The organism is Flavobacterium sp. UBA4197 (assembly GCF_002379575.1).
Classification (GTDB): Bacteria; Bacteroidota; Bacteroidia; order Flavobacteriales; family Flavobacteriaceae; genus Flavobacterium; species Flavobacterium inviolabile.
Genome location: NZ_DFUB01000018.1, coordinates 53314 through 78478, shown reverse-complemented (window position 1 = coordinate 78478; position 25165 = coordinate 53314). Strand labels below are relative to the sequence as shown.

The following is a 25165-nucleotide window of genomic DNA, read 5'->3' as shown; positions in this document are numbered from 1 at the left end:
TGTTTTACAACACTTTAATTACTAATTGATCCATAAAAAAACACGTTGCCGGATTTTATCCGGCAACGTGTTTTTTTAATTCAAAATGTCTTTTTAATTCATATTCTGGCGGATTGCCAAGGTATTGTTATCAGGATCCGAAAAGAAAGCGAAGCGGTCAATATAACCTTTGTCGGAAGTATTTTCAACAATATCACTAACGGTCACCCCTTCCGAAAGCAAATATTGGCGAACCGAATCGATGTCTTTTACGATAAAAGTAGGTGCGGTTCCGGTATCTTCCGGCTGCAGCGGTTCGTCAATATCCTTATACAATCCCAAAGCAACTTTGTGCTCCATTCCTTCGTTTGTGAGCTGTATATAGGAATCTTTTTCATAGGTACCGCCTTTGTTGATGGTGTAGTCCGGTACCACTTTAAAACCTAATTTTTCGGTATAAAACTTTTGCGCTACCGCTACGTTGCTTACCGATAATTTAATGACCACCTGGTTGGTCTGAATCATGTCTGTTAAGTCCATAATGGTAAAATTAACTGGTTATTGGTATTTGTTCCATAATTGCCGGTTCCGTTTTACCGGATGCCTGTTCTCCGAAAATTGCTTTCAGAATAATCGGGCACACTTCTGTTGCGTTTATTTTTTGGGCAGTATCCAGCGGACTTATCAGCAATGGTTTATCGGTATCTTCAACGGCTATTCTTCCGTGTGATCCTTTTACAAGACCGGCATCCAGTGGAATAACATCCATCAGGGTGCGGAAACCTAATTTTTTACGCAGCAGTTTCAGGGCAATTCTGGGCAGCATCATTTTTTTATGCGGATCCAGAAACATTTCCACGGGATCATAGCCCGGTTTTTTATGAATATCGACCGTCCGGGCAAAATCCGGAGCCCTGTTATCGTCTTTCCAGTAATAATAGGTAAACCAGCTGTTTTTATCGGCTATACAGATCAATTCCCCGGCGCGTTCGTGGTTAATGTTATACTCTTTTTTGCCGGCTTCGTCCAGTACAAGTTCAATACCGGGAACCTGTTCCAGTATGGTTTTGACGACATTAATCTTTTCGGGATTGCGCACATACACATGAGCGATCTGGTGATCGGCAAGGGCAAATGCCAATGACTGACCGGCATCCAGCAACTCCAGTCCTCTTTCTTCCCGTATGGTAATATAGCCGCTGTCGCGTAATATCCTGTTAATATGGATCGGGTGGTTTACCGGTGTGATCCCGTATTCCGAAACCACTATCGGGGTTACTCCCCTGGCTTCAAAGAAACCGATCAGGTCTTCACAAACGGCATCAATTTCTTTTAAATCTTTTTGTATTTCCGGTGAACCGGGCGCAAACTTCTGACAGCAGTAATCCAGATGCGGCAGGTAAACAAGCATAAGGGTAGGATTTTGCCATTGGTGTACCAGTTTAGAAGCATCGGCGATCCACTTACTGGATTTTATGGTTGTTTTTGGTCCCCAGAAATCAAATAAGGGAAATGTTCCCAGTTCCTGCTGCAACTGATCCCGAAGGAAGGCCGGCTGACTGTAGCAATCGGGTTTCTTCTGTCCGTCAGCCCAGTACTGCGGCCGCGGTGTAACCGAAAAGTCCGCTCCGGAATACATATTGTACCACCAGAACATGTTCGCACAGGTAAATTCCGGATTCAGGGCTTTTGCCATGTCCCAGATTTTAGGAGCCTGTACCAGTTTGTTGGACTGTTTCCATAATTTCACTTCGGCTTCATCCCTAAAGTACCAGCCGTTCCCCACGATACCGTGTCCGGCAGGGTGTTTACCGGTCAGATACGTTGCCTGAGCCGTACAGGTGAGCGCCGGAAAAACGGGTTCAATCGTGCTGAGCTGTCCTTTTTTGCTTAGCCATTTACTCAGAAAAAGGTCCTTATCCTTTAATAACCCGGAAGTGAGTCCTACTATGTTTATGACTGCTGTTTGCTGCATATTTAATTCCTTTAACGGGTGGTTTTTGGTTTTCTTTTTTGTGTTCAATACAGTGCAGAACCCACGCTAATTCACGTTGAATAGCGTCTGTTAGATCCATCTGAAGCTGTGAGGGCGAAACATCCCAGGTATAGGTTTCTACTTCCAGATGTGCGGTATACGGCTGTTTCGTCCATATTTCCAGAGCGGTAACAATATCTTCCTGGGTGGAATACAGTCCCTGATAATCCGGCAGGAATATGGGTACGTGAAAATGGGTACGCAATTCTTCCGGATCATGCTGCTGCATCGCCTCGATTCCCTGTTGTAAATCAGGGTATTTTAACAACGCGCCCGATTTTGTTCTGAGTACCGCCTGATGCAGGTAAACCGGCTCGTTGAACTGGTTTAAACGCCGGCACAATTCTGCTGTTGTCACCTCATCCGTAACCGGACAGCGCAAGGCAGCACTGATTTGCAGCTTGCCGATTTTTATCCGGCTGTCGGCCATTTTCTGAATCACCGTTTCCGGTTTTTCAAAAGCTACCGCAAAATGGCAGACATCATAACAAAGCTGCAGGTGTTCCCGGATGTAATGCCGGGCTTCCGCTCCGGTACATTTCAGTTGTCTGATCAGGGCAATCACACCGTCTTTTAAAAGATAATTCTGGAAAAAATCAATAAAATCATCGGTATTTTCCAGCAATCCGTCCGGTTCCGGTTCTATATCGAGGTGCATTTTCTTTCCGGTCCACTTGTTTAGCTGCACCAGATGAAGTACTACCGCAACCAGATGCTCACAGCTTTTCTTTTTGGCAAGGTCACGGTCTTCTTCAATGGCATACCAGTATTTATAAGATAGCGGCGAGGTGGAAATACCGCCTTCCATGCCTTTGGGCAGCAATTGTGCCAGCAAGTCAAACAGCATGCAGGTATAGTTCACTCTTTCATGGCTTAGCCAGTCCGGAGCATGAACCTGGTCTTTTACCTGCTGTCCGTGGAAATTACCATACGGAAAGCCGTTAATGGTAAAAACATAGGTTTTATTTTCGTCCAGCCAGTTTTTAAAGGCGCTGCAATTTTCTGCCTGCGACAAAGTCACCGCACTTTCGTAGGAAAGTCGTAATCCGATACCAAAATCGGTTTCGGGAGCCATTTTTTCCTTTACCGCCAGCGTGTATTGTTTTAGGCTGGCAAACACTTCTTCCCAGGATTCTCCCGGGTGAATGTTAGTGCAATAGCTCAAATGAGCTTCATTCCTGATTTTCATTCCTATTCCTGAATTAAAACATTCGATTTTGCTAAATACTGAACAGCCTCCGAAAGAATATTTTTGTTCAGGTGGTGTACTTCCTCCCCTGTCCCGATATTTCTTAACAGCATGACTGTGAGTTCTCCTCCCAGATGTTCTCTGAATTCTTCCAGTCCTTTTACTAATGCCGGATTGATCTCCATAGTGGTTTCCTGCAATAGCAGCGGATGAAAAATCTCAAATCCCAATGTGGTTAAAACGTTTAAAATGTGCTGTAAATCGGTACCATCCAGACGTCCAGACAGTCGGGAATATACTGCGTCCAGCGCTACTCCTACCGCTACCGCTTCTCCATGCAGTACCTGGTAACCGGAAAGGTATTCCAGTTTGTGAGCCGCCCAGTGCCCGAAATCAAGCGGACGTGAGGATCCTTTTTCGAATGGGTCACCAGCCGTTCCGATATGTTCCAGGTGCAATTGGGCACAACGGAAAATCAGCTGCTCCATTATTTCCATATTGCGGTCATTCAGTGCCCTACTGTTTTCGGTTATCCAGTTAAAAAAAACAGCATCTTTTATCAGGGCAACTTTTATGGCTTCGGCTATACCGGAACGCCAGTTTCTTTCATCGAGCGTTTCCAGAAAAACGGAATCATTGATCACCGCATAGGGTGGAGAAAAAGTGCCTAAAAAGTTTTTCTTTCCAAAGTAGTTCACGCTAGTTTTTACTCCAACGCCCGAATCGTTCTGTGACAGAACCGTTGTGGGAATACGGATTAAACGGATGCCGCGATGGGCAATTGCAGCAGCATAGCCGGCAGCATCAAGTACCGCACCGCCGCCAACAACAATTAAATAGGAATGGCGATCCACCTGGTTGTTGTGGATCAGCTGTAATATTTCTTCGGTGGCACGGGTATCGTTTTTAATACTTTCGCCGCCTTTCACAATCAAAATACTGCTTTCCACAGTATCCATCTGAAAGTATCCGGCAATATCGTTAATGATTCCCGGATGGTAAACGGCGATATCTCTTTCGATAACCACCACAATTTTAGCGTTATCGTTGTTGATGATATTTTTTAGTGCTGTGTTCGTCTCGTTAAAAACATTTCGGGTAAAAACAACCTTATAGCTATAATCAACCTGAAAGTGCTGTTGAATGGTTTGGGCTTTATACATGGGTTATAATGTTTGGGTTAAAAATCAGGTTACGGCAAATTTCTTCGCTAAAACAACCGAAAAAGGCAATAAAATCAATACCGGAACGGCGTAGTTCCAATTGGCAAAGCCGGCGACATAACACGCATTTAAAAGTATGAGCGAAAGCACTCCCGTTTTTACGGCTCTTTTAATCCAATTCGACTCGTTATAGCGGTAAGCTTTGTATTTTGCTAAAAAGTTCACCCCATACCAAAGGATTAAAAACGGTGCGGTTACCGCCAGGTTAAGGTCGCTGTAACGACTGATCCCTATAAACAGCAGGACTACAACAGCATCCAGCAGCATGGCCATCAGTATCGCTGTTTTGTTGTTTCCGCTAACTTCTTTCTGGGCCGTCAGGGTTATGGCTGCAATGAATATAATCGGTATGATAATGATATACCAATCCCGGAACATCGTCCCGGGAAGTATGCTCATTCCCAGTAGCAGGTTAGCCCCGCGGCAAAGCCCCATATTCAGGGGACCGAAAAACTGGTAGTGTTTGGCTATTTTATTATAGGTGAGTGCCAATAGTGCTATAATCAGGGCCAGCAGTCCGCTTAAAAGGGAAACCATTATAGCCGCAGCGATACCGATTGTGAAAAGCAGCACGCCAAATTGTATGGCTTCTTCATAGGCTACTTTTCCGCTGGGCAAGATGCGTTCCGGGCGTTTTTTGCAGTCCTCTTTCAAATCAAAAATATCATTAAAAACGATTCCGCCTCCGTAAAGCCCTATAGTGGACAACGTCAGCAGACCAATATTTCCCAGTGCTGCCGCGTTCCAATCGGTACTTACAAAAAAACCGGAAATCGCCACACCACCCAGTATATCCGAAATGGCAGTAACAATATTAGCCGGACGCATCAGTGTTAAATAGTACTGTATTTTCATCTTGTATCGGGTATTGGCACAGGTGATTAATTGTCAATAATATTGGAATAGGAGATCACTTTGGCTTCCTGTCCGCGCAATATTCCGCTTCCGTCAAAAAGGGCTGCCTGTTCCACAGTCATTTCTTTTTTCCAGTCTTCTTCTTTCATCTGCCCGCTTTGCGAATAGGCCGTTAAAGCATTTTTATAGCAGGTAAGGTGTACATCTTCTTTGGCAATCCCGCGTTCAAGCATTAAAGCGGCCGTTTTCGGAACCGATAGCGGATCACTCACGCCCCAGTCTGCCGAGCTGTCCACAATGATTCTTTCCGAGCCATATTGTTTTACGATTTCCACCATTCTTTCATTTCCCATTTTTGTGTTGGGATAAATGGTAAAAGCGGTCCAGTATCCTCTGTCCAGTACATGTTTTACCGTTTCTTCATTGTTGTGGTCAATAACGACCATGTGTGGCGGTATTCCGTGTTCTTCCAGTACATCCATACTGCGGATGGTTCCGTTTATTTTATCCCGGTGCGGCGTGTGTACCATGACCGGTAAATTGAATTGTAAGGCAATTTCAATCTGCTGTCTGAAATATTTATCTTCTGCCGGAGTCTGGTCGTCATAACCAATTTCGCCTATGGCTACTACACCTTCTTTTCCGGCAAACAGCGGCAGCAATTCCATAACCTGCTCTGCCAGCGCTTCATTATTGGCTTCTTTGGAGTTCAGTCCCATCGTGCAATAATGTTTGATGCCAAACTGGGAAGCACGGAATCGTTCCCATCCGATAAGGGTACTGAAATAATCTTTAAAAGAGCCTGCTTCAGTTCTGGGTTGTCCCAGCCAGAAAGCCGGTTCAATAACAGCTACTATACCAGCTGCGCGCATGGCCTGGTAATCGTCCGTTGTGCGGGATACCATGTGAATATGTGGGTCTATAAAATACATCGTTGTTTGTTTTAGTTATTAATAATTGTGTTTAGGCCTGTGTTGTCTGGATCAGGAAGGCCGCTCCGATCTCGTTCCAGGATTTGCAGGATCCTTTTAAGGCTTTTATAGCTGCTTCCTGTTCTAAAAATGTTCCGGTTTCGATCATTTTGTTCAGATCGGCAGCTATTTCGTCATTGACAAAGCCGGTGATTCCTCTCCATATTTCCGGTGAAACAGTTCTTCCTGCCGACCAGCGTTCCTGGATATAACCGTGCAGTATCAGTGCTAATCTTTCGTTGGCACGCTGATCCAGTCCGTATATTTTGAACAGGGGTCTTCCGGTAAAAACAGCCTTTAGTACCAGCTGGTTCCAGGCATCTTCCGACAAATACAGATAGGCATACGGATTGTGCAGGGCAATGGCTTCAAAGACATCCGTCATATTGGTCCGGATTCCTTCCTGCATCCGCAAAACAAAATCGTCTGCGTTTTCCAGGAAGTACAAACCTTTATACAGGATAACCAGTTCTTTGATGTCTGCGGTTTCAAATAGTTTTTTTAAGATTGCTTCATTCTGATCTGGCGGAAGTTTCAGCATCAACACGATTCGGCATAGCTGCTGTATGTTCCATCCGGATTGTGAAAATCCGGGATATAATTTTTCCAGTCCGCTCACTGTTTCCGGGCTGAATTGGGGTGTTCCTGCTGTAATGAATCTGGGAATCAAACTAAATAAAGGAATGAACTGGTGTGCCAGTTCATTCCCGTTCTTTGCAATTATATTTGTAGTAAACCAGTTCCATTCGGCTTCAGGCAGGTTAGCCATTAAGGTTTCCTGCAACAGTTGCTGCGCGGTAATTTCTGCTGTTTTATACATTTTATGTATGGGTCATTTGGTTAAACATTTACACGGTTTCCATCAGCTTGGCCTTTTCGGTAAGGCTAAGGCTGTCGTCGGTAACATATTCATAGCTTGGTCCGGCTACAAATCCAGGGTTATTCGGATCCGGTGTCTGTAACAGTTTTAATGCATACAGTCGTAAGGAATACATTAATCCCATAGCAGCATCAATCTTGTCCGGTTCTCCGTTAAAAGTGATGTGCAGGCTGTTCAGCAGGTTTGTATAGGTATAGTTAAAGAACTTACTGTTTGTATAGGCCACGGTATTTACCGGATAATCGTTCATTTTCGGATTCATGGTCATGTTCGGGATTAACGCGGTATTGTAAGGTATCGGTGCCCCGGAATACGAATATTTTGGCTCGCCCGCCGGGTCCGGATTCTGAACCAGTCTTTTACCTTTATAAATCTCTTCAAAACGATAGTAGTGTGCCGGTTCTTCCGGTTCGCCGGTACCAAGATCACTTTCTTTAACAAAAGGATCGGTACTGGTTCCTTCTCCCTGATCGACTATCAGGTCAATGCCTCTGAATGCCGATTCTTTGCCGGTAATCGGGAATAATTCCTGAGCCGGGAACCATTTGTTATTGGTCATCTGATAGGACGGATCACCGGTGAAGATGGTCTTCCCTACAGCGTTAGCCGCTGTTTCCAGGATATCAATCTGGCCTTTTATTTTTTCATAGAACTTCCCGATCGTAATTTTCTCGGCATCAACTCGCATTAATTCGATAGGGATAATCGTTTCCGGTTCCTCGATCATCATAAAAACCTTTTTAATAAGTTTTTTGGAAAATTTAGCGATCGGAACTATCAGCCCGGTTTCCACACCTCCCGGAAGCGGTCCCGGATAGGTCGGGATAAAACCCGGTTTGTTGATTACCGGGTTTCCACCTATAGCATTCAAGACATTACAGGCGATAGACATGTGCAGCATTTCTTCTTTGACCACAGATCCGATCAGGTTACTGATCTCATCATTACCGGTATTATACAGCGTAAACATTGCTGTTAAATACGGTGGAATGGTCGCATGTTCCAGTTCGATTGCCGTTTGCAGTGCCCCTCTAAGGTCCTGTATGGTTTCCAGTTTTATATTTTTAAGATAAATCATTTGTTTTTGTTTTTGTAGGTTGGTATGGTTTAGTTGTTTTCCGCAATAGTTGCCATGGCTTCCGGTGCTCCTGCTTTGTTTTTCGATAGTATTCCGTCCAGGTAGTTCAATATCATTTTTTGTTTGTCTCTGGAAAGATCACGGGTAACCGGCATGTGGTTCGGATCTTCTTTCGGCAAGGCAAATACAAAGCGTAATATCTGAGCATTGTTGTCGACCACTTCTTTGTTCGCCAGGTTAAAGACTCCTTTTGACATTAGCGGATATAAGTTGGCATACTGCTGCATAACCGGCTGTACGTCTTTATCCCAATCCGGATTTTTAATTACTTCCGGCGGCAGGCTGTCAAAAACCAGGATGCTGATAAAATTAGTCGGATCAATTCCGGATAAGGTTAACGGCAGTACAACTGGATTTCCGCTGGCATCCACTGTAAAACTGAAATCGGCTGTTGGCTGTCTGTTCAGATAATACCATAAGGCATATACCTGTCCGTCAATAAATCCTCTCGGGTTTTTAGGGTCTGAAGCTTTTACATTCAGAACGGCTTTACCTGAGTAATCGGTTACAACATTGGATTCAAATTGCAGGATATTAGGTGTTGCCGTTGCCGGTGTTCCGTCTCCCTGTCCCATGATATTGATCAGGCTTTCCTGGAACTGGCAAATCACGGCCTGATCGGCTAAAGGTTTCCCCAGATAGGTTGCATAGAAATCGATGTCTCTATCCTCATCGGCATTCATACGGAAAACAAACTGGTCGGCACGGACATAATGAGTGGTTTCATTGATTAACGGCTGCAGGCTTCCGTCCGGTAACAGGTTTGCTATTGTTAACGGGAATTCCTGGGCTAAATGTATCTGTTCTTCGTTCAGTCTTAACGTTACCAGTCCTCCTCTTTTCTCATACCAGTTTTTTGCTTTATATTTAAGGGGACCCAGCAGTACATAATCCTGATCGCCTCTGTTTACTGCCAACACCAGGTTACGGTCTTCGGAAATCATCCCGTTTGCTCCGGATGTTTTTAAACAGTTTCCTAAATCCAGTATGATCTGTTGTGTCGTTTCCTGAACCAAAGCAGTAGCCACATACAGTCCTACTGTATTTGACGGCAGGTAGCTTCCTCCCATACAAACCATGTCCGGAATGAACTGACGACCCATGACAAAATGTTTCGGTTCTGATACTTTAGACGGCCCGATACTTCCGACAATTCTTCCGATAGTAAATTGTGCAGAACATTTTTGCTGGTCAAACATGTCTACGGTAAATTTCATGGACAACTGCTCCGGACTTACCGCTCTTAATTCGTTCAGATAACGGGATTTGATCGTATTATCTGACCAGTTCAGGTTATTGATAACCGACTGGTATGCTGCCGATGCCCCGCCGGAACCTTTTTGAGTAGTCGATCTGATCCACCAGATGTCGTTAAATCCAACCGGTTCAAAATCACCTTTAACAAAGTTGGTTTCCCCCTGTCCGATTCTGACAATCATTCCCCAGATCTGGGAAACGGACTGCTGCTGCGGATCCAGGTCCACAATCTTACCGGCCACACGGCTGTTTGCATCAATAATGCTCATTCCTATAACAGGATCGATATTCGGATCATGTGTAGTGGTTCCGTCCTGATAGGTCACACTGGTAATAATGCAGTCTATTAAACGCCAGTTACCGGTTCCATCCGGGTTCCACCAGCCATTTGTCCCGCTGGGTCCATACTGCTGGTAACTCGGTTGAAAAGTTTCGTTGTTGTAATGATTGACATCATTGTTAACGGTGGAAGGATCTGCCTGAAACTTCCCCGCAAAAGTTAATCTTGGTGAATTTAAATAAGCCATTTTATGATAGGTTAAGTTATTGCTATTCCAAAATATCGAGCCCAAAAGACAAATCGCCCTAACCTTAAAATTGACTATTCTTCAACATTAGAATGTATTATTTATAATTATTCTAAATAAAATCAATAAATCCGTTAAAAATCTGCTTTATTACAATATTTCAATCGTTTAAAGTTCAGCAATTGAATCGCGTATTATCCAAGTATAAATACCCCTTTTACAAACACCGTAATTCTACCTGACCGGTACTTCAAACCAAAAAAGCTCAGTATCAAAAAGTTACAGATCATAATGCCGTAAGCCTTCAAAACAGTAGTAATAACAGGCAGTCAAGTGTGAAACTCTATTTTTTTTTCACGTTATCCTCCCCAATCGTTTCCGTTTCGGATACAGGTTTACAGCCTTTTTTTATTGAAAGTCAATCTATTAACACTAAAAAATAATCGCAAAATGAACCATTTTAATTCTACAATTGTTTATTTTTATCTAAAGAAATATCACATTTTGTATATTTTACTACTATTCACCCAAATCTTAACATCATGATAAAAAAATTACTTCCTGCATTAGTCGTAGTCGCCACAGCCTTTTTATCCGGCTGCCAGCATGATGACGGTAACGAAAATTATTCTCACGATTCCATGTTTTTTATTGATTACCGGCACTTAGGCGGTGGAAAAGACGGAATGGCTGTAATTGAGCTTGATCCGGAATCGGCTGACTTCGGGCACATCAGCAGTAAACTGGAATTGGGCGAAGGCGTATTACCGCATCATATCTATTATGATTATTTTGAGCAACGGCTTTATACAACGGCTTTGGGCGGCAGTTATCTTTACCAGATCAAAACCGTTGAAGATGCCAACGGGCTTCCGACGCTGGTGAGTGCCAATCCAATAGATACCAAAGGAAATACAGTGGGTGAAGATATTTTCTTTACCAGTGACGGGCGGTATTTTGTGACCTTTATGGGTGGCGACGGAACGCCCAAAGGCGGCAGCGTTGGTGTTTTTAATGCCTATACCAATAAACATATCCGGACTATCTCCGGTTCTATAAATGACAATCCCAACAAGTTTATTATGTATCCACACGGTATTTCCGTTAGTGAGGAAAAAGGGTTGGTGATGGTTACCTCAACAATCCATCCGGATTTAACAACCGGCGTGGGGAATACCTGCACGCTGATCGATCTGAATACCTACCAGATGATCGAAACCTATACGGTAGCCGACAGTCCTTCCGATTTATCAAGTCCGGTAGAAGTGCTGCTACTGCGTGGCCAGTTCCCGAAATTTGCTTTGGCAACAACCATGCTGGGCGGGGACATCTGGATGGCACCTTATAATCCCGTTACCCGAAAATATGATGCGTTTACGAAGGCTTTCGACGGTTCTTCGCAGGGTTTGGGATGGGCTTTGGAAATGTATATGGATAATAACAAACACTTGTATGTGAGTTTCGGACAGCCCGGAAAAGTACTGGTATTCGATATCAGCAATTTACCACAGTTAACGCTTTTAAAAACGCTTAATGCCGATAAAGGTGCGCATCACATGGCTTTCTTTAAAACGAAATCCGGAAAAGAGGTTGTGGCCATACAAAACAATTTACTGAATCTTCCGAACCTGAATTCCGGTACAATCACTGTTGTTGACATTCAAACCAGACAGACTTTAGGAACAGTCGATTTACCTGCACGTTACGGCATACTGCCGGAATCTATTGAAGGTACCGGCGGACCGAGTAATTATTTACATCATTAAAAGAAAACCTGTCATTAATCATGACAGGTTTTTCTCTTTTGCACTTGTGGTATTTATTCTCCCAATTCCAATTGGTTCTTCACTAAATTAAAATATCCTGCCCTGTTGCTCACCAGGTCCTGATGGATTCCCTGTTCTACGATCTGTCCTTCTTTCAGGACGATAATATTATCGGCATTCTTTACCGTACTTAAACGGTGTGCAATGATCACGACTGTTTTTCCTTTAAAGAATTCCTGCAGGTTGTCGTGGATCTTTTTCTCGTTATCGGCATCCAAAGCACTGGTTGCTTCATCAAAGAAAATATAATGAGGGTTCTTGTACACCGCTCTGGCGATCAGGATTCGCTGTTTTTGCCCGCCGCTTAATTCTATTCCGGCATTTCCTATTTTGGTATTAAAACCCATTGGCAGCTCTTCAATAAATTCCAAAATACAGGCAATTCCGGCTGCATTGATAAGCTTTTCTTCAACTATCGTTTCTTCTGCCAGGGCAATATTTTCAGCAATAGTTCCGCTAAAAATAGTTCCGTCCTGTAAAACAATCCCGCATTTTTTACGCCATTCATTCGAATAAACATTATTGATGTTCAGTTCGTCCAGCGTTATCATTCCGTCTGAAACCGGGTAATAGGACAGTAATAGTTTCAGCAATGTGGTCTTACCGCTGCCGCTTGCCCCAACAATAGCCGTTACCGAGTTGTTGGGAATTTGCAAAGAGATATTGTCCAGGACAAACCTGTTAAAATTACCGGGATATTTAAACGATACATTTTCTAAGCTTATTTCCTGAAATATCCGGTGTTCAATATGTTCCTTATTCTGGTTATCCTCATCACTGTTATTGTAGATCTCTCCTATCCGTTTATTGGCAATATTGGCATCCTGGGCATCCCGTACAAAACTGACCAAACTCTGGACCGGATTGATCAACTGCCCGATAACATAGGTTATACTAAGCAGTGTTCCGAGTGTCATCTGGTTGTTAATAATAAAGATAGCACAGATGGCTATGGCTATTATTTCTTTCAGTTTGGACAGGAAGTTAACGCCTACTAACTGGTAGGTATTCAGAAACAGGGACCGCAATTCCAATCGGTTTATTTTTTGCTGTATGGTCAGTATTTTGGTGATAATCTTATTTTGGGCATCATTAATTTTTATTTCCGGCATATTCATGATGAATTCATAAATATTGTTGCTGTTTTCGGACTGTCCTAAAAACAGTGCATATTCCAGTACGGCTCTTTTCTTTAAAAAGAACAGTACCCAGATTACCGACAAAATGGAAAGTGAAAAATACATGCTGAAAATCCAAAAATTGAAATAGCATAATATGGCGCCAAACACAAGAATGTTCATGACGTTTAAAGCCAGCTCAATTCCTTTCCAGGTAATAAAATTCTGAATTTTATTCTGGTCATTGAGTCGTTGCAAGGTTTCCGTATTTAAACGGGTATCAAAAAAATGTATCGGTAACCGCATTAATTTACTAAGCAGGTCTTTTTTCAGACTGATACTCAGCTGGAAGTTGATTTTGGTCAGTATTAAATGACTTATAAAATCAGCTATAAAGCCCGAAACAAACAGTACCAGTTGTGCCAACAGTAAATAGTATACAACCGCTATTACCTTTGGGGTAATACCAGTGTCTATTATCCGCTGGAATATAAAGGGAATACAAAAGTTCGTTGCGAGACTGATCAGGATAAACAGTATTGAGCCGATATACTTCGCTTTATTTTTAGCCAAAAAGGCCAATGCCGTTTTAAAAAACGGGGAAGCGGTAATGGATTTTTTTGTTTCTTTGGGAAAGCTGAAGGCTAAGAAATCATCTGAAGGTTCCAAAACGATACCGACTCCTTTTTCGTTATTGCCGCACCATTCCTTGATAAATGATTCGCTATCCAGTATGATCCTTCCATAAGCAGGGTCAGCCAGATGGTAATAGCGTTCCCCCTTGCGGATCTCAATTTTTTCCAAAACAATAAAGTGTTCCTGCCGCCAGTACAGAATAGAAGGCAATGGAATTTGTTCCAGTTCTGCCTGGGTTAGTTTTAAAGGTACCGATATCAGTCCGATTTTTTCAGAAGTTCTTATAATATCCTGAATGGAAACGCCAACCCGTGTAAATTCAAAGAGTCCTTTTATCTGTGATAATGTAACTTTCTTATCATAATAGCTCATAATCATGCACAGGCAGGCAGCACCGCAATCGGTGCTTTCCAGCTGGTGGCTGAACTCTACTTTAGGCTTCCTGAAGATTTTCCCTAACAATGTCTTGTATTTTGGTATTTACTACTTTGTTTTTCTCATTTTCATCGCCATAATATATACAGTAATCGTTTCCTTCTTCTCCGTGCTCCATAGCATGCTGCGAGCATCCTCCGTTACATAGCGGCATAATTTTACAGCTCAGACAAGGTTTATTCCTGAATTTGGCACTCATTCGCCTTTCAAGATAGTCATTTTCCCAGACCAATCCTCCTTCTTCATCAATATAACCGGCTCTGTTTACTGTTTCGAAGTCCCTGGCAGTACATTTAAAAATATCACCGTTATAATTAATGACCACGCTATTCCGCTTGTCTGCATAACAGGAATCGTACACATTGTTCGGAGAATATGTCCCTTTGGCATTAAAACCGTCATCCCGGATAGCTGCAAGATTCTTATCCAGCATCAGGTTCAGGTCATCCAGCTGGTCATTTTGCCACACCCTGTGAAAATCAAATATTAAATATTTTTCTTTAATATCATCTGCCACATCAGCGAAGTCCAGTGGTATTTTATTTGTATCTTCAAGATTATCATCGGTATAATTGATCCGGAGTGTCACAAAAAAGTGGTTCTGAATAAGCAGTTTCACATTTTTAATGATTTCGAAATACGAGCCTTTTGTTTTACTGACATACCGTACTTTGTCATGTTCTTCCCGATAACCGTCCAATGTTATCTGTAAGCTGCATTTGATATCTTTAGAGTCAAAATAATCGATAAATTCCTGATTGATCAGATACCCGTTAGTTGTAAAGGCTATATTGCCTGCTTTATTGTTTATTTTACAGCTGATTAAAAAATGATCAATAACCGGGATTACATTTCTATTGAAGTACAGCAACGGTTCTCCACCAAAAAAAGAAAGCGTAAATTCTTCCAGTTCTTTTTTTGAAGCAGTATTGTCGATAAACTTCTGTATGCGCTGGATTTCTCCAACCTCCATTCTTGATTTTTTTATATGCGTTTCATAGCAATAATAGCATTTGAAATTACAGTTCATCGTTGGGTTTATTGTCAACGTATAAAACCGTAAGCTTTCATCAACTCCAGTCGATATCTTTTTGACCGCTTCAACCTCATTAAGGCTTTCTTCGACTAAAAATTTATTGTCAATTAAATGTTCATAAAAAGCCGGGTATATTTCCTGCAGATTATCTATTCCTTCTGAAATTCCGGCTTCCAGCAGTTCTTTTAATACCGGATCCAAAAAGATCACGTTATTATTAAAGGAGTTATAAAGACTATACTTATCGCCTTCATAAGGAAGCAAGCTGTTAAATTGACTGTATTTCATGATCTTGACTTTTTACGAACAGTTTGTATTGTTTTGAAAAGGTTCCTGACTGTTGCATGCTGCCTTTATGGCAATAAGCAAAGAACAACTAAGGCACCATACAGTACCTTAGTTGTCTATAGCTAAAGGATTACCCCATGCTGATACCGGAAGCAACAGTAGTCGTTGTTGTAGGTGTAGTAGGTGTTGTAGTTCCTCCACATCCTTTCACGCAGTTACCGCTGTTTGTAACAGTACATTTGTAACCATTAAATGAATTAGCACTGATACCACCGGCATTAGAAGTACTTAATGCATTTGAGAATCCTCCTTTTAGAACTTCTCCTTTTGTTTGAAGCACCTCGAATTGAGTAGCATCAAATTTTTTAAGTTGGTTTGATTTCATGTTAAAAAATTTAGTTGTTATAATTTATAGTTTCCTGTCTATTATTTCTCCGAACAGTCGGATAACTTGCAAGTAATTATTATGATTGTTTTTGTTTCCGTATAATCGTTATCAGTTTGTTCTGTTTTTTTCTTCTTCATTACTAACCTGGCGTTCCGCAACATTTACTTTCGAGCTTCCCCATTTGTATAGTAAACTGACTCTGCAGTACCGGGTATCGTAATATCCCTTATAATAAGCTTCTATATCGTTGCGGTTACTCTTATTATTAAAATCATAGGCTTTCAGCAGATTGTTTCCCACTATTGTCAGTTGCAGTTTTTTATCTAAAAAGGAGAAACGTGCCGATACATTAAGCTGCGTAATCCCGTAATTATAGACCAAGTCGCCGGATCTGTTCGGAAACTGGTACTGCAAATCGAATCCGGCCCGGATTGTTTTATCTTTATTTAAGATGAAATTATTGGAAGTGCCGATACTTCCTCCCAAACCTTCATTACTTCTTGGAGTAACCGGATAAATTTTTGAATCGGAATGCTGAAAATATCCGACCACCATATTCTGGCTTTCCAGCCAATGGAATTTTTTAAAGATGTAAACCTGCTGAAATCCGAAGCTGTAGCTGTCGAAATAATTCAGTCTGGTTACCCTTTGTGTATAATCACTTTCGTTTAATAAAACCACCTGTCCCGAATTATCGGTATCTCTGGAAAAAAACAGGGTTGTTTGCAGCAAATCCCTGTAGCCGTAATTTGCTTCAATATTGTGGGAGAAAGAAGGCTGTAAATACGGATTTCCTTCCGAATAAGCATACGGACTGGAGTACCATTTAAACGGGTTCAGGGCATTAAATCCGGGTCTGTTTATCCTTTTGCTGTAGTTCAATGAGAAAGAATGCTGCTCATTCGGGGTATAGGTTATATAGGCCGTTGGAAAAAACTGTGTATATTCTTTTTTAACTTTCTCATTGAGTACGATCGAATAGCCTTCTGTCCGGGTGTTTTCCATTCGTAATCCCAACTGGGTTTCCCATTTATTATTGCCAAATTTTTTATTCCCGGAAGCATACAGTGCCTGAGTATTTTCTTTGTATTCGAACTGGTCACTTTGTGAGGTATCAAAAAGAGGGATGCTACCAGTTATATCAAAATAGGCGACATCGTTCCTTGTTTTGGAAAAAGACAGTTTTGTTCCGTAGCTCAGGTTCATCCATTGCAAAGGATGTTCTACATTAACCTGCCCGGAATAGTTATTGATCTTCTGATGAATCAGGTTATTGGCGGCTACCCTCCCGTTTGGAACTTCGGCTTGTGCCGAATTATAAGTATCGGAATGAAATACGGCATCGTTATCGGCAATATAATTCAGATAGTCAAAATCGGCACTGATTTTTCTGCCCAAAGTATCCAGGTCAACATTGGTATGCCAATTCAGTGTATTCAGGTTCCGCTTTCTTAAATTCTTTCCTTTTGTTGTTATAACGCCATTTGGAATTCCGGGATTAGCATCGATGATATTTGTTTCGTTATCATCTTCAATATCCGGTTTGTTAAAGCTTCCGATATACTGTACCCCCATATTCCATTTTTTGGTAAACTGGTAGTCTACTCCTGCCCTGCCGTTCCACAAGTCACTTTCATATTTTGCTACGCCTTTGCTGTCCCATAATTTTGCCGGATAATATATGCTGCTTTCTTCTTTTCCGCGGTAACTGCCCTTTGTGTAATTCGTGCTTAAAACGAATGCCATTTTATCCTTGTTATAGTTAAAATTTCCGCCGGTACTTCCGGTACCGTAAGCCGCTTGTTTATAGGCTCCAAAAACAGTGGCATTCCAGCTGTTATCCGGTGTTTTTTTTAGCTTGATATTAATCAGTCCGCTGTTGCCTTCTGCATCATATTTTGCCGGCGGAGTCGTTATCACCTCTATATTTTTGATGTTATCGGCCGGAATGGTTTTCAGAAAGTTTATCAGGTCGTCGCCCGACAGCTGCATTATCCGGTCATTGATCATTACCGCCAAAGTACTTTTGCCAATTATACTGATCTGATCGTTCTGGACATTAATATTTGGGGTGACCTTCAAAACATCGATGGCATCCCCGCCGGCAGCCGACTGGGAATTTTCGACATTAAAGACCAGCCTGTCCACTTTTCTTTCGATCAGTTTGGTCTTACCCTGTACGATTATTTCCTGTAATTGCTGCATGCTTTCAATGTTTATAACTCCTAAATCGGTATCCTTATTTAAAACCAATTCCCTACTGTATATTATTTTTCCGAATTGTCTTATAGCCAATGCATAATCCCCTTCCTGTACTTTAATATTGAATTTCCCGTTTGCATCCGAAAATTCCACCGCGACTGCAACGGAATCATTTTTATACAATACGATTTCCGCCAATTCATACGGCTTACCGGTTTTATCAGCAAGCATCCCTGATACATTTAGTATCTGGGCAGATAAGATCATGGGTAGTAATAAGGCGATTATCAATATTATTTTATGGCACTTCATCTGTAACGTTCTATTTTACCTCCGTTGAAAACTTCACCGGAAACCGTCAATAAAAAACAATAAATACAAGAAAACAATTCAAACAAAAGACACAAAAACAGATTTTAAACCTGATTTTTAACAAATAAAGTGTCAATTATTTAAATCTAAAATAATAAGTCCGCAGCAATAACGAAACATTCGTCTGCTACCTTTAACAAAGGAGGAAGTTTTTAAACCGGAAATGTTAAAATTGAGCCGGTTAAATGAATTTCTGGGAGTAGGCTTCTTTAATCAAACTGCCGTCTTCGGCAACATCAAAGGCCTTTTTCATCTGGATAATACGCTTCTGAATGGCACTGGTAGACAGGCAGATTACATTTTCCAGTTCTTTTATTTTAAAGCCTCTGGATAAGTACAGCAGGATCTGCCGGTTATAATCGTCTGCCAACAGGTCTTTTTTCCATAGTTCGCCAATACATTTCTTTACGGTCGGGCTCTGGTAATGGTTGTCATGGATTACTTCGTTAAGAATAACCGGAAGATTTTCCGGTGTGATATCATTTTTGATAACCAGGCCTTCCGGTCTGACCTTTTTGACAATATCATAGACAACAATAACCTCTGTATGAGCGGTGATCATGATAATCTTACAGTGTGGCAAATGGGTACGGATATACAATGCCAGTTCACTTCCGGAATAAATTGACTGTTCTTCATAAGCCGGTAAACTTTTATCAATAATGGCAATATCTACAGGATTATGCTTCGCGTTCTTTATAAGGTGGAACGCTTCCTCGCAGGTATAGGCTTTACTGATATTGAGCGTAAGGGACTGCGACAAACAAAAATTTTGAAGGGAGTAGATATAGCCATTTACGGTCATCGGGTGATCGTCCACAATAAGAATATTCATCACTTAATTATATTTAACATTTATGGTAGTTTTTAAACAACAATAAGAGCGATCTCTTTTTTAGCTTGCTTATTCATTCAAGCCGCTTATTATGTGTTTTTCCTATATCATTATCGACGACGACAACCGCTATACTGCCGAAATACAGGAAAATTTCAACTATTTTCCGAATTATATCTGTGCCGGTATATTCAATGACAGCCAAACAACATTACAGCATATTATTACGATTAAACCCCATTTGGTTTTTATTGAAATTCCAGAAAATCCTGACCAGAACAAAGCCCTGTTCGCTACCATATCCGAATCTTTCCAATTCCTGGCAACGATGCCCTACTTTGTTGCCCTTTCCGGGACTTCTGCACATACATTAGCCGCTATTCAGTCCGGATTTTCCGATTATCTGTTACAGCCATTCCCCCTACAGGAGTTTGGCAAAATGCTCTTTAAGTTCGAAAAAAGAACTCCGGATCAGCTTTTCTCCAACATCTGTATAAAATCATACAGCGATTACCAGTTTGTTGATCTGAAAGATATTGTCTACTTAAAAGCCGATAACAATACCACAGACATCCAGATGTGCAATGGTAAAATCGTCAATGCCTATAAAACATTAAAGCATTTTGAAAGCAGTTTGCCTTTTTTCTTCCTGAGGATTCATAAAAGTTATATCGTCAATATTTTCCATGTTTCCAGAATCAATTTCGGCAAATCCAAATGCTTTTTAAACTATAACGAAACAATACCTTTTTCACTACATTACAAATACAACGTTGAAATTATTGTAAATAAAATGAATTTATAATAAACATACTGTTAATAAATAAAAAATTACACCACGCAAATCAAATGCTTTCCTCACAAAATACCCTGTTTCACTATATAGCGTCAAAACTCCGAGGATAACTCCTTGTTAACGCTTTAATTTGTTTTAGTGAAATCGATTAATCACACCTGCTATAGTAAATGGGGAAACCTTACCATATACTGGTAACAGCATTCACTATAGCCCGGAACAGCACTTTCCCTGCTTTTTCTACACAACGCTCATGGCTGCTCAACAGTATTAATGAGTATAAAACAATTGCATCCGGCTGGTTACTCAAAAACATGCCTGCCGGTTAACCTTTAAAACAAAACAAACATGAAAAAGCTATTACTACTCACCGGTTGTGTTATCACCGTTATCTGTTTTTCTTCCTGCTCAGACGATGGTCTGGAAGCTTTTGAAAAAAACACCGGTACCGACTCGAAAACGAATACTTCCCTTTTTTCTAAGGATGAAGGCAATACCACCCAGGCAAATTCATCGGCTACCGATAACGGAAATAAGGACAAAGACAAAGCACAAGGCTGACTTTTTTAAGTTATAAAACCTGCAGATTATTACAATTTGTAGGTTTTATAGCTTATTTTTGAGTTACTAAAGCAGGCGTTTTGAGAAAAAAAATACACTTTATTCTATTTTTATCGTCATTATTGGTAATCGGCTGTACCCGTAAAAAAGAGGCTATTTCCAATAGTGCCAAAGTGATTGCCTTATTGAATACGGACGGCAGCGACTCTTTAAAGAACAAACAATATAATGCCCTGCTGACCTATCTGTCAAACCATGAAAACGACTCAGTGAACCGCAACCTGCAGTTTAATCTTGCTTCCAGATTTTACGCTATAGACGAACTGGAGTCTTTTTTAAAACTGTCCTTCCAGCTAAAAAAACTTGCAGCACAGCAATACGATTCCACACACCTCGCAAAATCACTTTATTATATAGGCGACTATTATGACGAAAAGTCCCAGCTGGACAGCGCCTATTACTATTATTCCAAATCGGAAAAAATATATGCCCGGATCAGGGATACTTTAAACTCCGGCAGAACGTCCCTTTATAAAGCAGGAATTCTCTATGATGCCGGAAATTTTACGGAAAGTGAAATTGAGATCGTCAATGCCCTGCGGTTGCTCTCCAAAACCAATAATATCCGGCTGAAATATGAAAGTTACAACCTGATGGCCCTGTCGCTAGAAGGATTAACCGACTATACAAAGGCTCTGGATTACTTTGGCCTGGCCATGGAAGCGCTCAATAAACTGGAACTAAAAGGCTACCCGAAAAACAGGCTTATTAAATCCCGGATAGCCCTTTATAACAATATGGCCGGTGTTTATGAAAAAACCGGCGAAACGGAAAAAGCAATTGACCTGTATGATATCGGTTTAAAAACCAAAGCCTTAAAAGAAGAATACCCTAAACTATATGCTATGCTGCTCAATAATTCCGCACATGCCAAAATGAAAAGCAACGGGTATAAAAATGTAAAAGAAGAACTGTTTGAATCGCTGAAAATAAGAGAAGATCTGGATATTAAACCCGGAATAGTGGCTTCAAAGATTACAATAGGAGAATATTTTTTAGCGCAGGAAGACACCCTGAAAGCCTTGCAGTACTTAAAAGAAAGTTATAAGCTCGCCACCGCCATACAAAGCAATTATGACGTGTTGACCACTTTAAAATTACTGATCAAAAACGACACTAAAAACAATGCTTACTATTCCAATAGATTTATAAAGTTCAATGACAGTATTAAAAAATCGGAAAGGGAGATCAAAAACACCTTTGCCCGGATTGCTTATGAAACCAAACAGGTGGAAGAGGAAAACAGGATACTGTCCGACAAGAACACCAAGATTATCATTGGATCATGTGTGCTTTTTTTCTTCCTGGGTTCCTTATTGGTGATATACCGTTTAAAAATGAAAAACAAGGAATTGAATTATTTTCAGGAACAGCAAACGGCCAATGAAAAAATCTACCGGTTGTTCTTTGCGCAGCAGGCCGAAACGGAAAAAGCCCGTAAAGAAGAACGGAACCGTATCGCTATGGAACTGCATGACGGGATCATTAACAGCGTATTCACAACACGTTTTAACCTGATACAGTTACAAGCCGAGCCGGAAAGTAAAAAAACGGAGCTCATCCGGGAGCTGGAAAAAACGGAAACCGAAATCCGGAAAATATCCCACAATTTAATGGACGACCCGCTTATTGACGACCGGAATCTTCCCGAAATCCTTACACGCCTGGTTAACGGGCAACAGAATAATTTCAATACAAAATTTGACACTATTATAGATAAATACATTGATTGGTCTTCCATTACCATCGAATGCAAGATCAATATTTACAGGATTGTACAGGAGGCGATACAAAATGTCAATAAATATGCCCGGGCAGAAAAATGTTTTGTTTCTGTACTGAAAACCGGCGATTATACCACCATACGAATATGGGACAATGGACAGGGATTTAACCCGCTGAAAATAAAGCAGGGACTGGGCTTAAAAAATATAACCGAAAGAGTGAAAGCCATAAACGGAACCATCAATATTGTTTCAAAAATAAAAGAAGGAACAACTATTGAAATCCGGTTTTAACAACCGTTTTATTTCTGATACAGCAGGTAATTGGCATAAAACTCCGGAATATCACTCGCCATAATGCCTTCGGCGGTTTCTTCTACCGGATAGGCTAATTTGACCAGTTCTGCCGTTGTGGTCTGCTCGTCAATGTGCAGCAGCAAATAGGTTGCCTGTGATTCGCCTTCTTTGGAACGTCCCACAGAACCGCAATTCAGCGCCAGCTTTTCCGGTTGTCCGTTTTCCGGCTGTATCTTGCGGATATAGGATAAATGGGTATGTCCCATGATTAGCACAGCTGCTTTTTCCTGCTGCATCATTTCATACAGGTCCGCTTCGCTGTGGTTTTCATAAATGTATTCTTCGTTGCTTCTGGTACTGCCATGTACCAGCAGTATGTCTTTTTCGATCCCCTGCTGGGTGTAGGTGAGTCTTATTTTACGGGGCAGTTTCCCTAAAAACAGTTTGTTTTCCGGTGTAATCGTTTTGCGGGTATAATCAATAGCCTGAATTCTTGCCATGGTTTCCGCTTCACTGTGTTTGCTGAGCGGGATAACATCATAATTAAAGGCAATGCGCTCGTCGTGATTTCCCATAATACAGGGAATGTGTGAATTTCTCAACAGCGCAATCACTTCATTTGTCCATGGTGCAAAATCAACCAGATCACCCAGGCAATATACCTGGTCCGGTTTCCGGCTTTCAATATCATTCATTACCGTTCGAAGTGCCGGCAGATTGCCGTGAACATCGCTAAAAACAGCTATCAGACTCATAGGATTCGGGGTATAATTCTATATAAACAAATTTAAGCAATTACTATTGTTTGTCATGCGGCTTATCTTTTATTAATAGTAACACTGTTAATCTTCCCTCTTTTTAACAGCTAAAAAACGATACCGCAATTTTTTACATTAAAGGTGCTGCCAATCGTACCAGCCGCTCTTTAAACTTTTCCATTTTGGAGCGCCTGCGCCATTGGTAAGGATCGATTTTCTCGGCATCTTCCAGATCCTTTAAAAACTGTTCCCGCAGTACTCCAGAGAGTTCCGGATCGTAAATAATGGCATTGGCTTCAAAATTCAGATCAAAGCTTCTGTAATCCATATTGGCAGAGCCCACCATACTCAGCTGGCTGTCGCAAACCATCGTTTTGGCATGTACAAATCCTTTTTGATAGCGGTACACTTCCACACCCGATTCCAGCAGTTCTTTATAGTAGGAACTGGAAGCCGCATTGACAATACGGGAGTCGGAAATTCCGGGAACCAGTACTTTCACATCCACACCGCTAAGGCTGGCAACTTTTATCGCATTCAGTATTGTTTCATCCGGAATAAAATAGGGCGAGGTTAAAAACACTTCTTTCCTGGAAATGGCGATACACTGCGCCATCGACAACATGATGGATGGTATTTTAGAATCGGCTCCGCTCACAACGGTCTGAACAATCTTATCCCCGAAATTTTCCCGGTTTAAACCCGCCGGAAAAAACGCTTCTTCCGGTTGTAAGGATTGTCCCGAAGCAAAATTCCAGTCGCTCAGGAAAGTATATTGCAGGTTGTAAACACCCGTTCCTTCAATCCGGATGCTCATATCCCGCCAGTAAAGGTCATTTTCAAGACGTCTTTCGTTGCTGTATTTATCACTGATATTGATACCACCCACATAACCGATCCGGCCGTCAATAACCACAATTTTCCGGTGGTTCCGGTTATTGACCCGATTGGCCAGCAGTGAAAAAATGATCTTATAAAACGGATATACCTCTACGCCGCTTGCCCGCAGGCGCCCGGCTAATTTTTTAATTCCGGAACTTCCGAAAGCATCATATACAAAACGGACATTTACACCTTCGGCCGCCTTTTGAATTAAAATGGCCGCAATCTCATTTCCGATAATATCATCTTCATAAATGTAATATTCCAGGTGGATGTTGTGTTTTGCCTGCTGCAGATCTTCTTTCAGCCGTGGAAACTTCTGTTCTCCGTTAATCAGCAGATCAATCTTGTTATTGTCGGATACCAGGCTGTTTTCATTTTTCAGGATCATCCTGGCAACCCTGTCGAAATTGCCGAAAACCGCACTATTCTCATTCAGAATCTTTATGGAATTATCATTAATCGCCCGGATAACCTGATGAAGCAGGTTGTCATCCCTGATTATTTTTTTGGAATAGATCTCGCGTTTGCGGTAGTTAAATCCGAAAGAGAAATACACAAAAATTCCGGCTACCGGTAAAAAGGTCACCAGTAACAGGTAGGCCGATGCTTTTGCCGGCGACTTGGTATTATAGATCACGATACAGCAAACGGCAAATACTATTAAATAGTAAATTGCCAGCAGCAGGCTACTCCAATGTGTCGTCCAGAAATCGATACTCATTTGAGATTCTCTAAAATTCACTATTAAATGTAGTTCCTTTTATTTAGAGCCACAAATTTTAACAGGAAAAACAGAATTGTTTATATTTGACAGGAGCTTTTCTTTCCTGATTAAAAAGAAGCCCTAAGCCGCTAGAATCCAATATAATGTCGTCCGTAAAAGTGTTTTGGAAG

At 41.4% G+C, this 25165-nt stretch carries 21 protein-coding genes; 5 read left to right on the top strand and 16 right to left on the bottom strand.

What is annotated here, in order from left to right; translation table 11 throughout:
- Positions 1-93 precede the first annotated feature (93 nt).
- The 9 genes from B3394_RS10340 to B3394_RS10300 are packed head-to-tail and all read right to left on the bottom strand — an operon-like array spanning position 94 to position 10054.
- Positions 94-519: a VOC family protein gene (locus B3394_RS10340; protein ID WP_286920009.1), complete on the bottom strand. Its 426-nt coding sequence runs from the start codon at positions 517-519 to the stop codon at positions 94-96.
- Positions 520-529: 10 nt separating this feature from the next.
- Positions 530-1954, bottom strand: coding sequence for an alkaline phosphatase family protein (locus tag B3394_RS10335; RefSeq protein WP_286920008.1), 1425 nt, complete (start codon positions 1952-1954; stop codon positions 530-532).
- Complete coding sequence (gene eboE / locus B3394_RS10330; protein ID WP_286920007.1) at positions 1896-3203, bottom strand: metabolite traffic protein EboE; 1308 nt, start codon at positions 3201-3203, stop codon at positions 1896-1898. Before eboE ends, B3394_RS10335 begins: the two co-directional genes overlap by 59 nt.
- A 2-nt stretch (positions 3204-3205) precedes the next feature.
- Positions 3206-4366 carry a 3-dehydroquinate synthase gene (locus B3394_RS10325; protein WP_286920006.1) on the bottom strand — a complete coding sequence of 387 codons (1161 nt, stop codon included), beginning with the start codon at positions 4364-4366 and terminating at the stop codon, positions 3206-3208.
- A 24-nt stretch (positions 4367-4390) separates the two neighbouring features.
- Complete coding sequence (eboC, locus tag B3394_RS10320; RefSeq protein ID WP_286920005.1) at positions 4391-5281, bottom strand: UbiA-like protein EboC; 891 nt, start codon at positions 5279-5281, stop codon at positions 4391-4393.
- Positions 5282-5307: 26 nt separating this feature from the next.
- Entirely contained in the window at positions 5308-6213 is a 906-nt protein-coding gene (locus B3394_RS10315) for a TatD family hydrolase (RefSeq protein WP_177733369.1), read from the bottom strand.
- 31 nt (positions 6214-6244) lie between these two features.
- Complete coding sequence (locus B3394_RS10310; protein ID WP_286920004.1) at positions 6245-7072, bottom strand: EboA domain-containing protein; 828 nt, start codon at positions 7070-7072, stop codon at positions 6245-6247.
- A 28-nt stretch (positions 7073-7100) separates the two neighbouring features.
- Complete coding sequence (locus B3394_RS10305; protein ID WP_286920003.1) at positions 7101-8210, bottom strand: ferritin-like domain-containing protein; 1110 nt, start codon at positions 8208-8210, stop codon at positions 7101-7103.
- 29 nt (positions 8211-8239) lie between these two features.
- Positions 8240-10054, bottom strand: coding sequence for a hypothetical protein (locus B3394_RS10300; protein ID WP_286919977.1), 1815 nt, complete (start codon positions 10052-10054; stop codon positions 8240-8242).
- A gap of 542 nt (positions 10055-10596) precedes the next feature.
- On the opposite strand from B3394_RS10300, the gene B3394_RS10295 reads away from it, so the two are divergent.
- Complete coding sequence (locus tag B3394_RS10295; protein ID WP_286919969.1) at positions 10597-11820, top strand: hypothetical protein; 1224 nt, start codon at positions 10597-10599, stop codon at positions 11818-11820.
- 53 nt (positions 11821-11873) lie between these two features.
- On the opposite strand, the gene B3394_RS10290 is transcribed toward B3394_RS10295, so the two are convergent.
- The 5 genes from B3394_RS10290 to B3394_RS10270 form a co-directional block, all read right to left on the bottom strand.
- Complete coding sequence (locus tag B3394_RS10290) at positions 11874-14096, bottom strand: peptidase domain-containing ABC transporter (protein ID WP_273246119.1); 2223 nt, start codon at positions 14094-14096, stop codon at positions 11874-11876.
- On the bottom strand, positions 14068-15393 hold the full coding sequence (locus B3394_RS10285; RefSeq protein ID WP_177733357.1) for a radical SAM/SPASM domain-containing protein: 1326 nt from the start codon (positions 15391-15393) through the stop codon (positions 14068-14070). Before B3394_RS10285 ends, B3394_RS10290 begins: the two co-directional genes overlap by 29 nt.
- A gap of 130 nt (positions 15394-15523) precedes the next feature.
- A complete protein-coding gene (locus B3394_RS10280) occupies positions 15524-15778 on the bottom strand; it encodes a hypothetical protein (RefSeq protein ID WP_177733355.1) in 255 nt (84 codons plus the stop codon).
- Between the two features lie 111 nt (positions 15779-15889).
- Positions 15890-18214 carry an outer membrane beta-barrel family protein gene (locus B3394_RS10275; RefSeq protein ID WP_286919930.1) on the bottom strand — a complete coding sequence of 775 codons (2325 nt, stop codon included), beginning with the start codon at positions 18212-18214 and terminating at the stop codon, positions 15890-15892.
- A gap of 322 nt (positions 18215-18536) precedes the next feature.
- Positions 18537-19190: a response regulator gene (locus B3394_RS10270; RefSeq protein ID WP_177733351.1), complete on the bottom strand. Its 654-nt coding sequence runs from the start codon at positions 19188-19190 to the stop codon at positions 18537-18539.
- Between the two features lie 91 nt (positions 19191-19281).
- Between B3394_RS10270 and B3394_RS10265 the strand changes: the two genes are divergently transcribed.
- The 4 genes from B3394_RS10265 (at position 19282) to B3394_RS10250 (ending at position 22625) form a co-directional block, all read left to right on the top strand.
- On the top strand, positions 19282-19995 hold the full coding sequence (locus tag B3394_RS10265) for a LytR/AlgR family response regulator transcription factor (RefSeq protein ID WP_273246113.1): 714 nt from the start codon (positions 19282-19284) through the stop codon (positions 19993-19995).
- 161 nt (positions 19996-20156) lie between these two features.
- Entirely contained in the window at positions 20157-20315 is a 159-nt protein-coding gene (locus B3394_RS10260) for a hypothetical protein (protein WP_286919899.1), read from the top strand.
- Between the two features lie 19 nt (positions 20316-20334).
- Positions 20335-20547 (top strand): hypothetical protein, encoded by a 213-nt coding sequence (locus B3394_RS10255; RefSeq protein ID WP_177733344.1) that lies wholly within the window; start codon positions 20335-20337, stop codon positions 20545-20547.
- A gap of 80 nt (positions 20548-20627) precedes the next feature.
- Positions 20628-22625, top strand: a complete 1998-nt coding sequence (locus B3394_RS10250; protein ID WP_286919896.1) for a tetratricopeptide repeat-containing sensor histidine kinase — start codon at positions 20628-20630, stop codon at positions 22623-22625.
- A gap of 8 nt (positions 22626-22633) precedes the next feature.
- On the opposite strand, the gene B3394_RS10245 is transcribed toward B3394_RS10250, so the two are convergent.
- Together B3394_RS10245 and cls are read right to left on the bottom strand one after the other, a co-directional pair.
- A complete protein-coding gene (locus B3394_RS10245) occupies positions 22634-23383 on the bottom strand; it encodes a metallophosphoesterase family protein (RefSeq protein ID WP_273246109.1) in 750 nt (249 codons plus the stop codon).
- Positions 23384-23516: 133 nt separating this feature from the next.
- Positions 23517-25013 (bottom strand): cardiolipin synthase, encoded by a 1497-nt coding sequence (cls, locus tag B3394_RS10240; RefSeq protein ID WP_286919829.1) that lies wholly within the window; start codon positions 25011-25013, stop codon positions 23517-23519.
- Positions 25014-25165 lie beyond the last annotated feature (152 nt).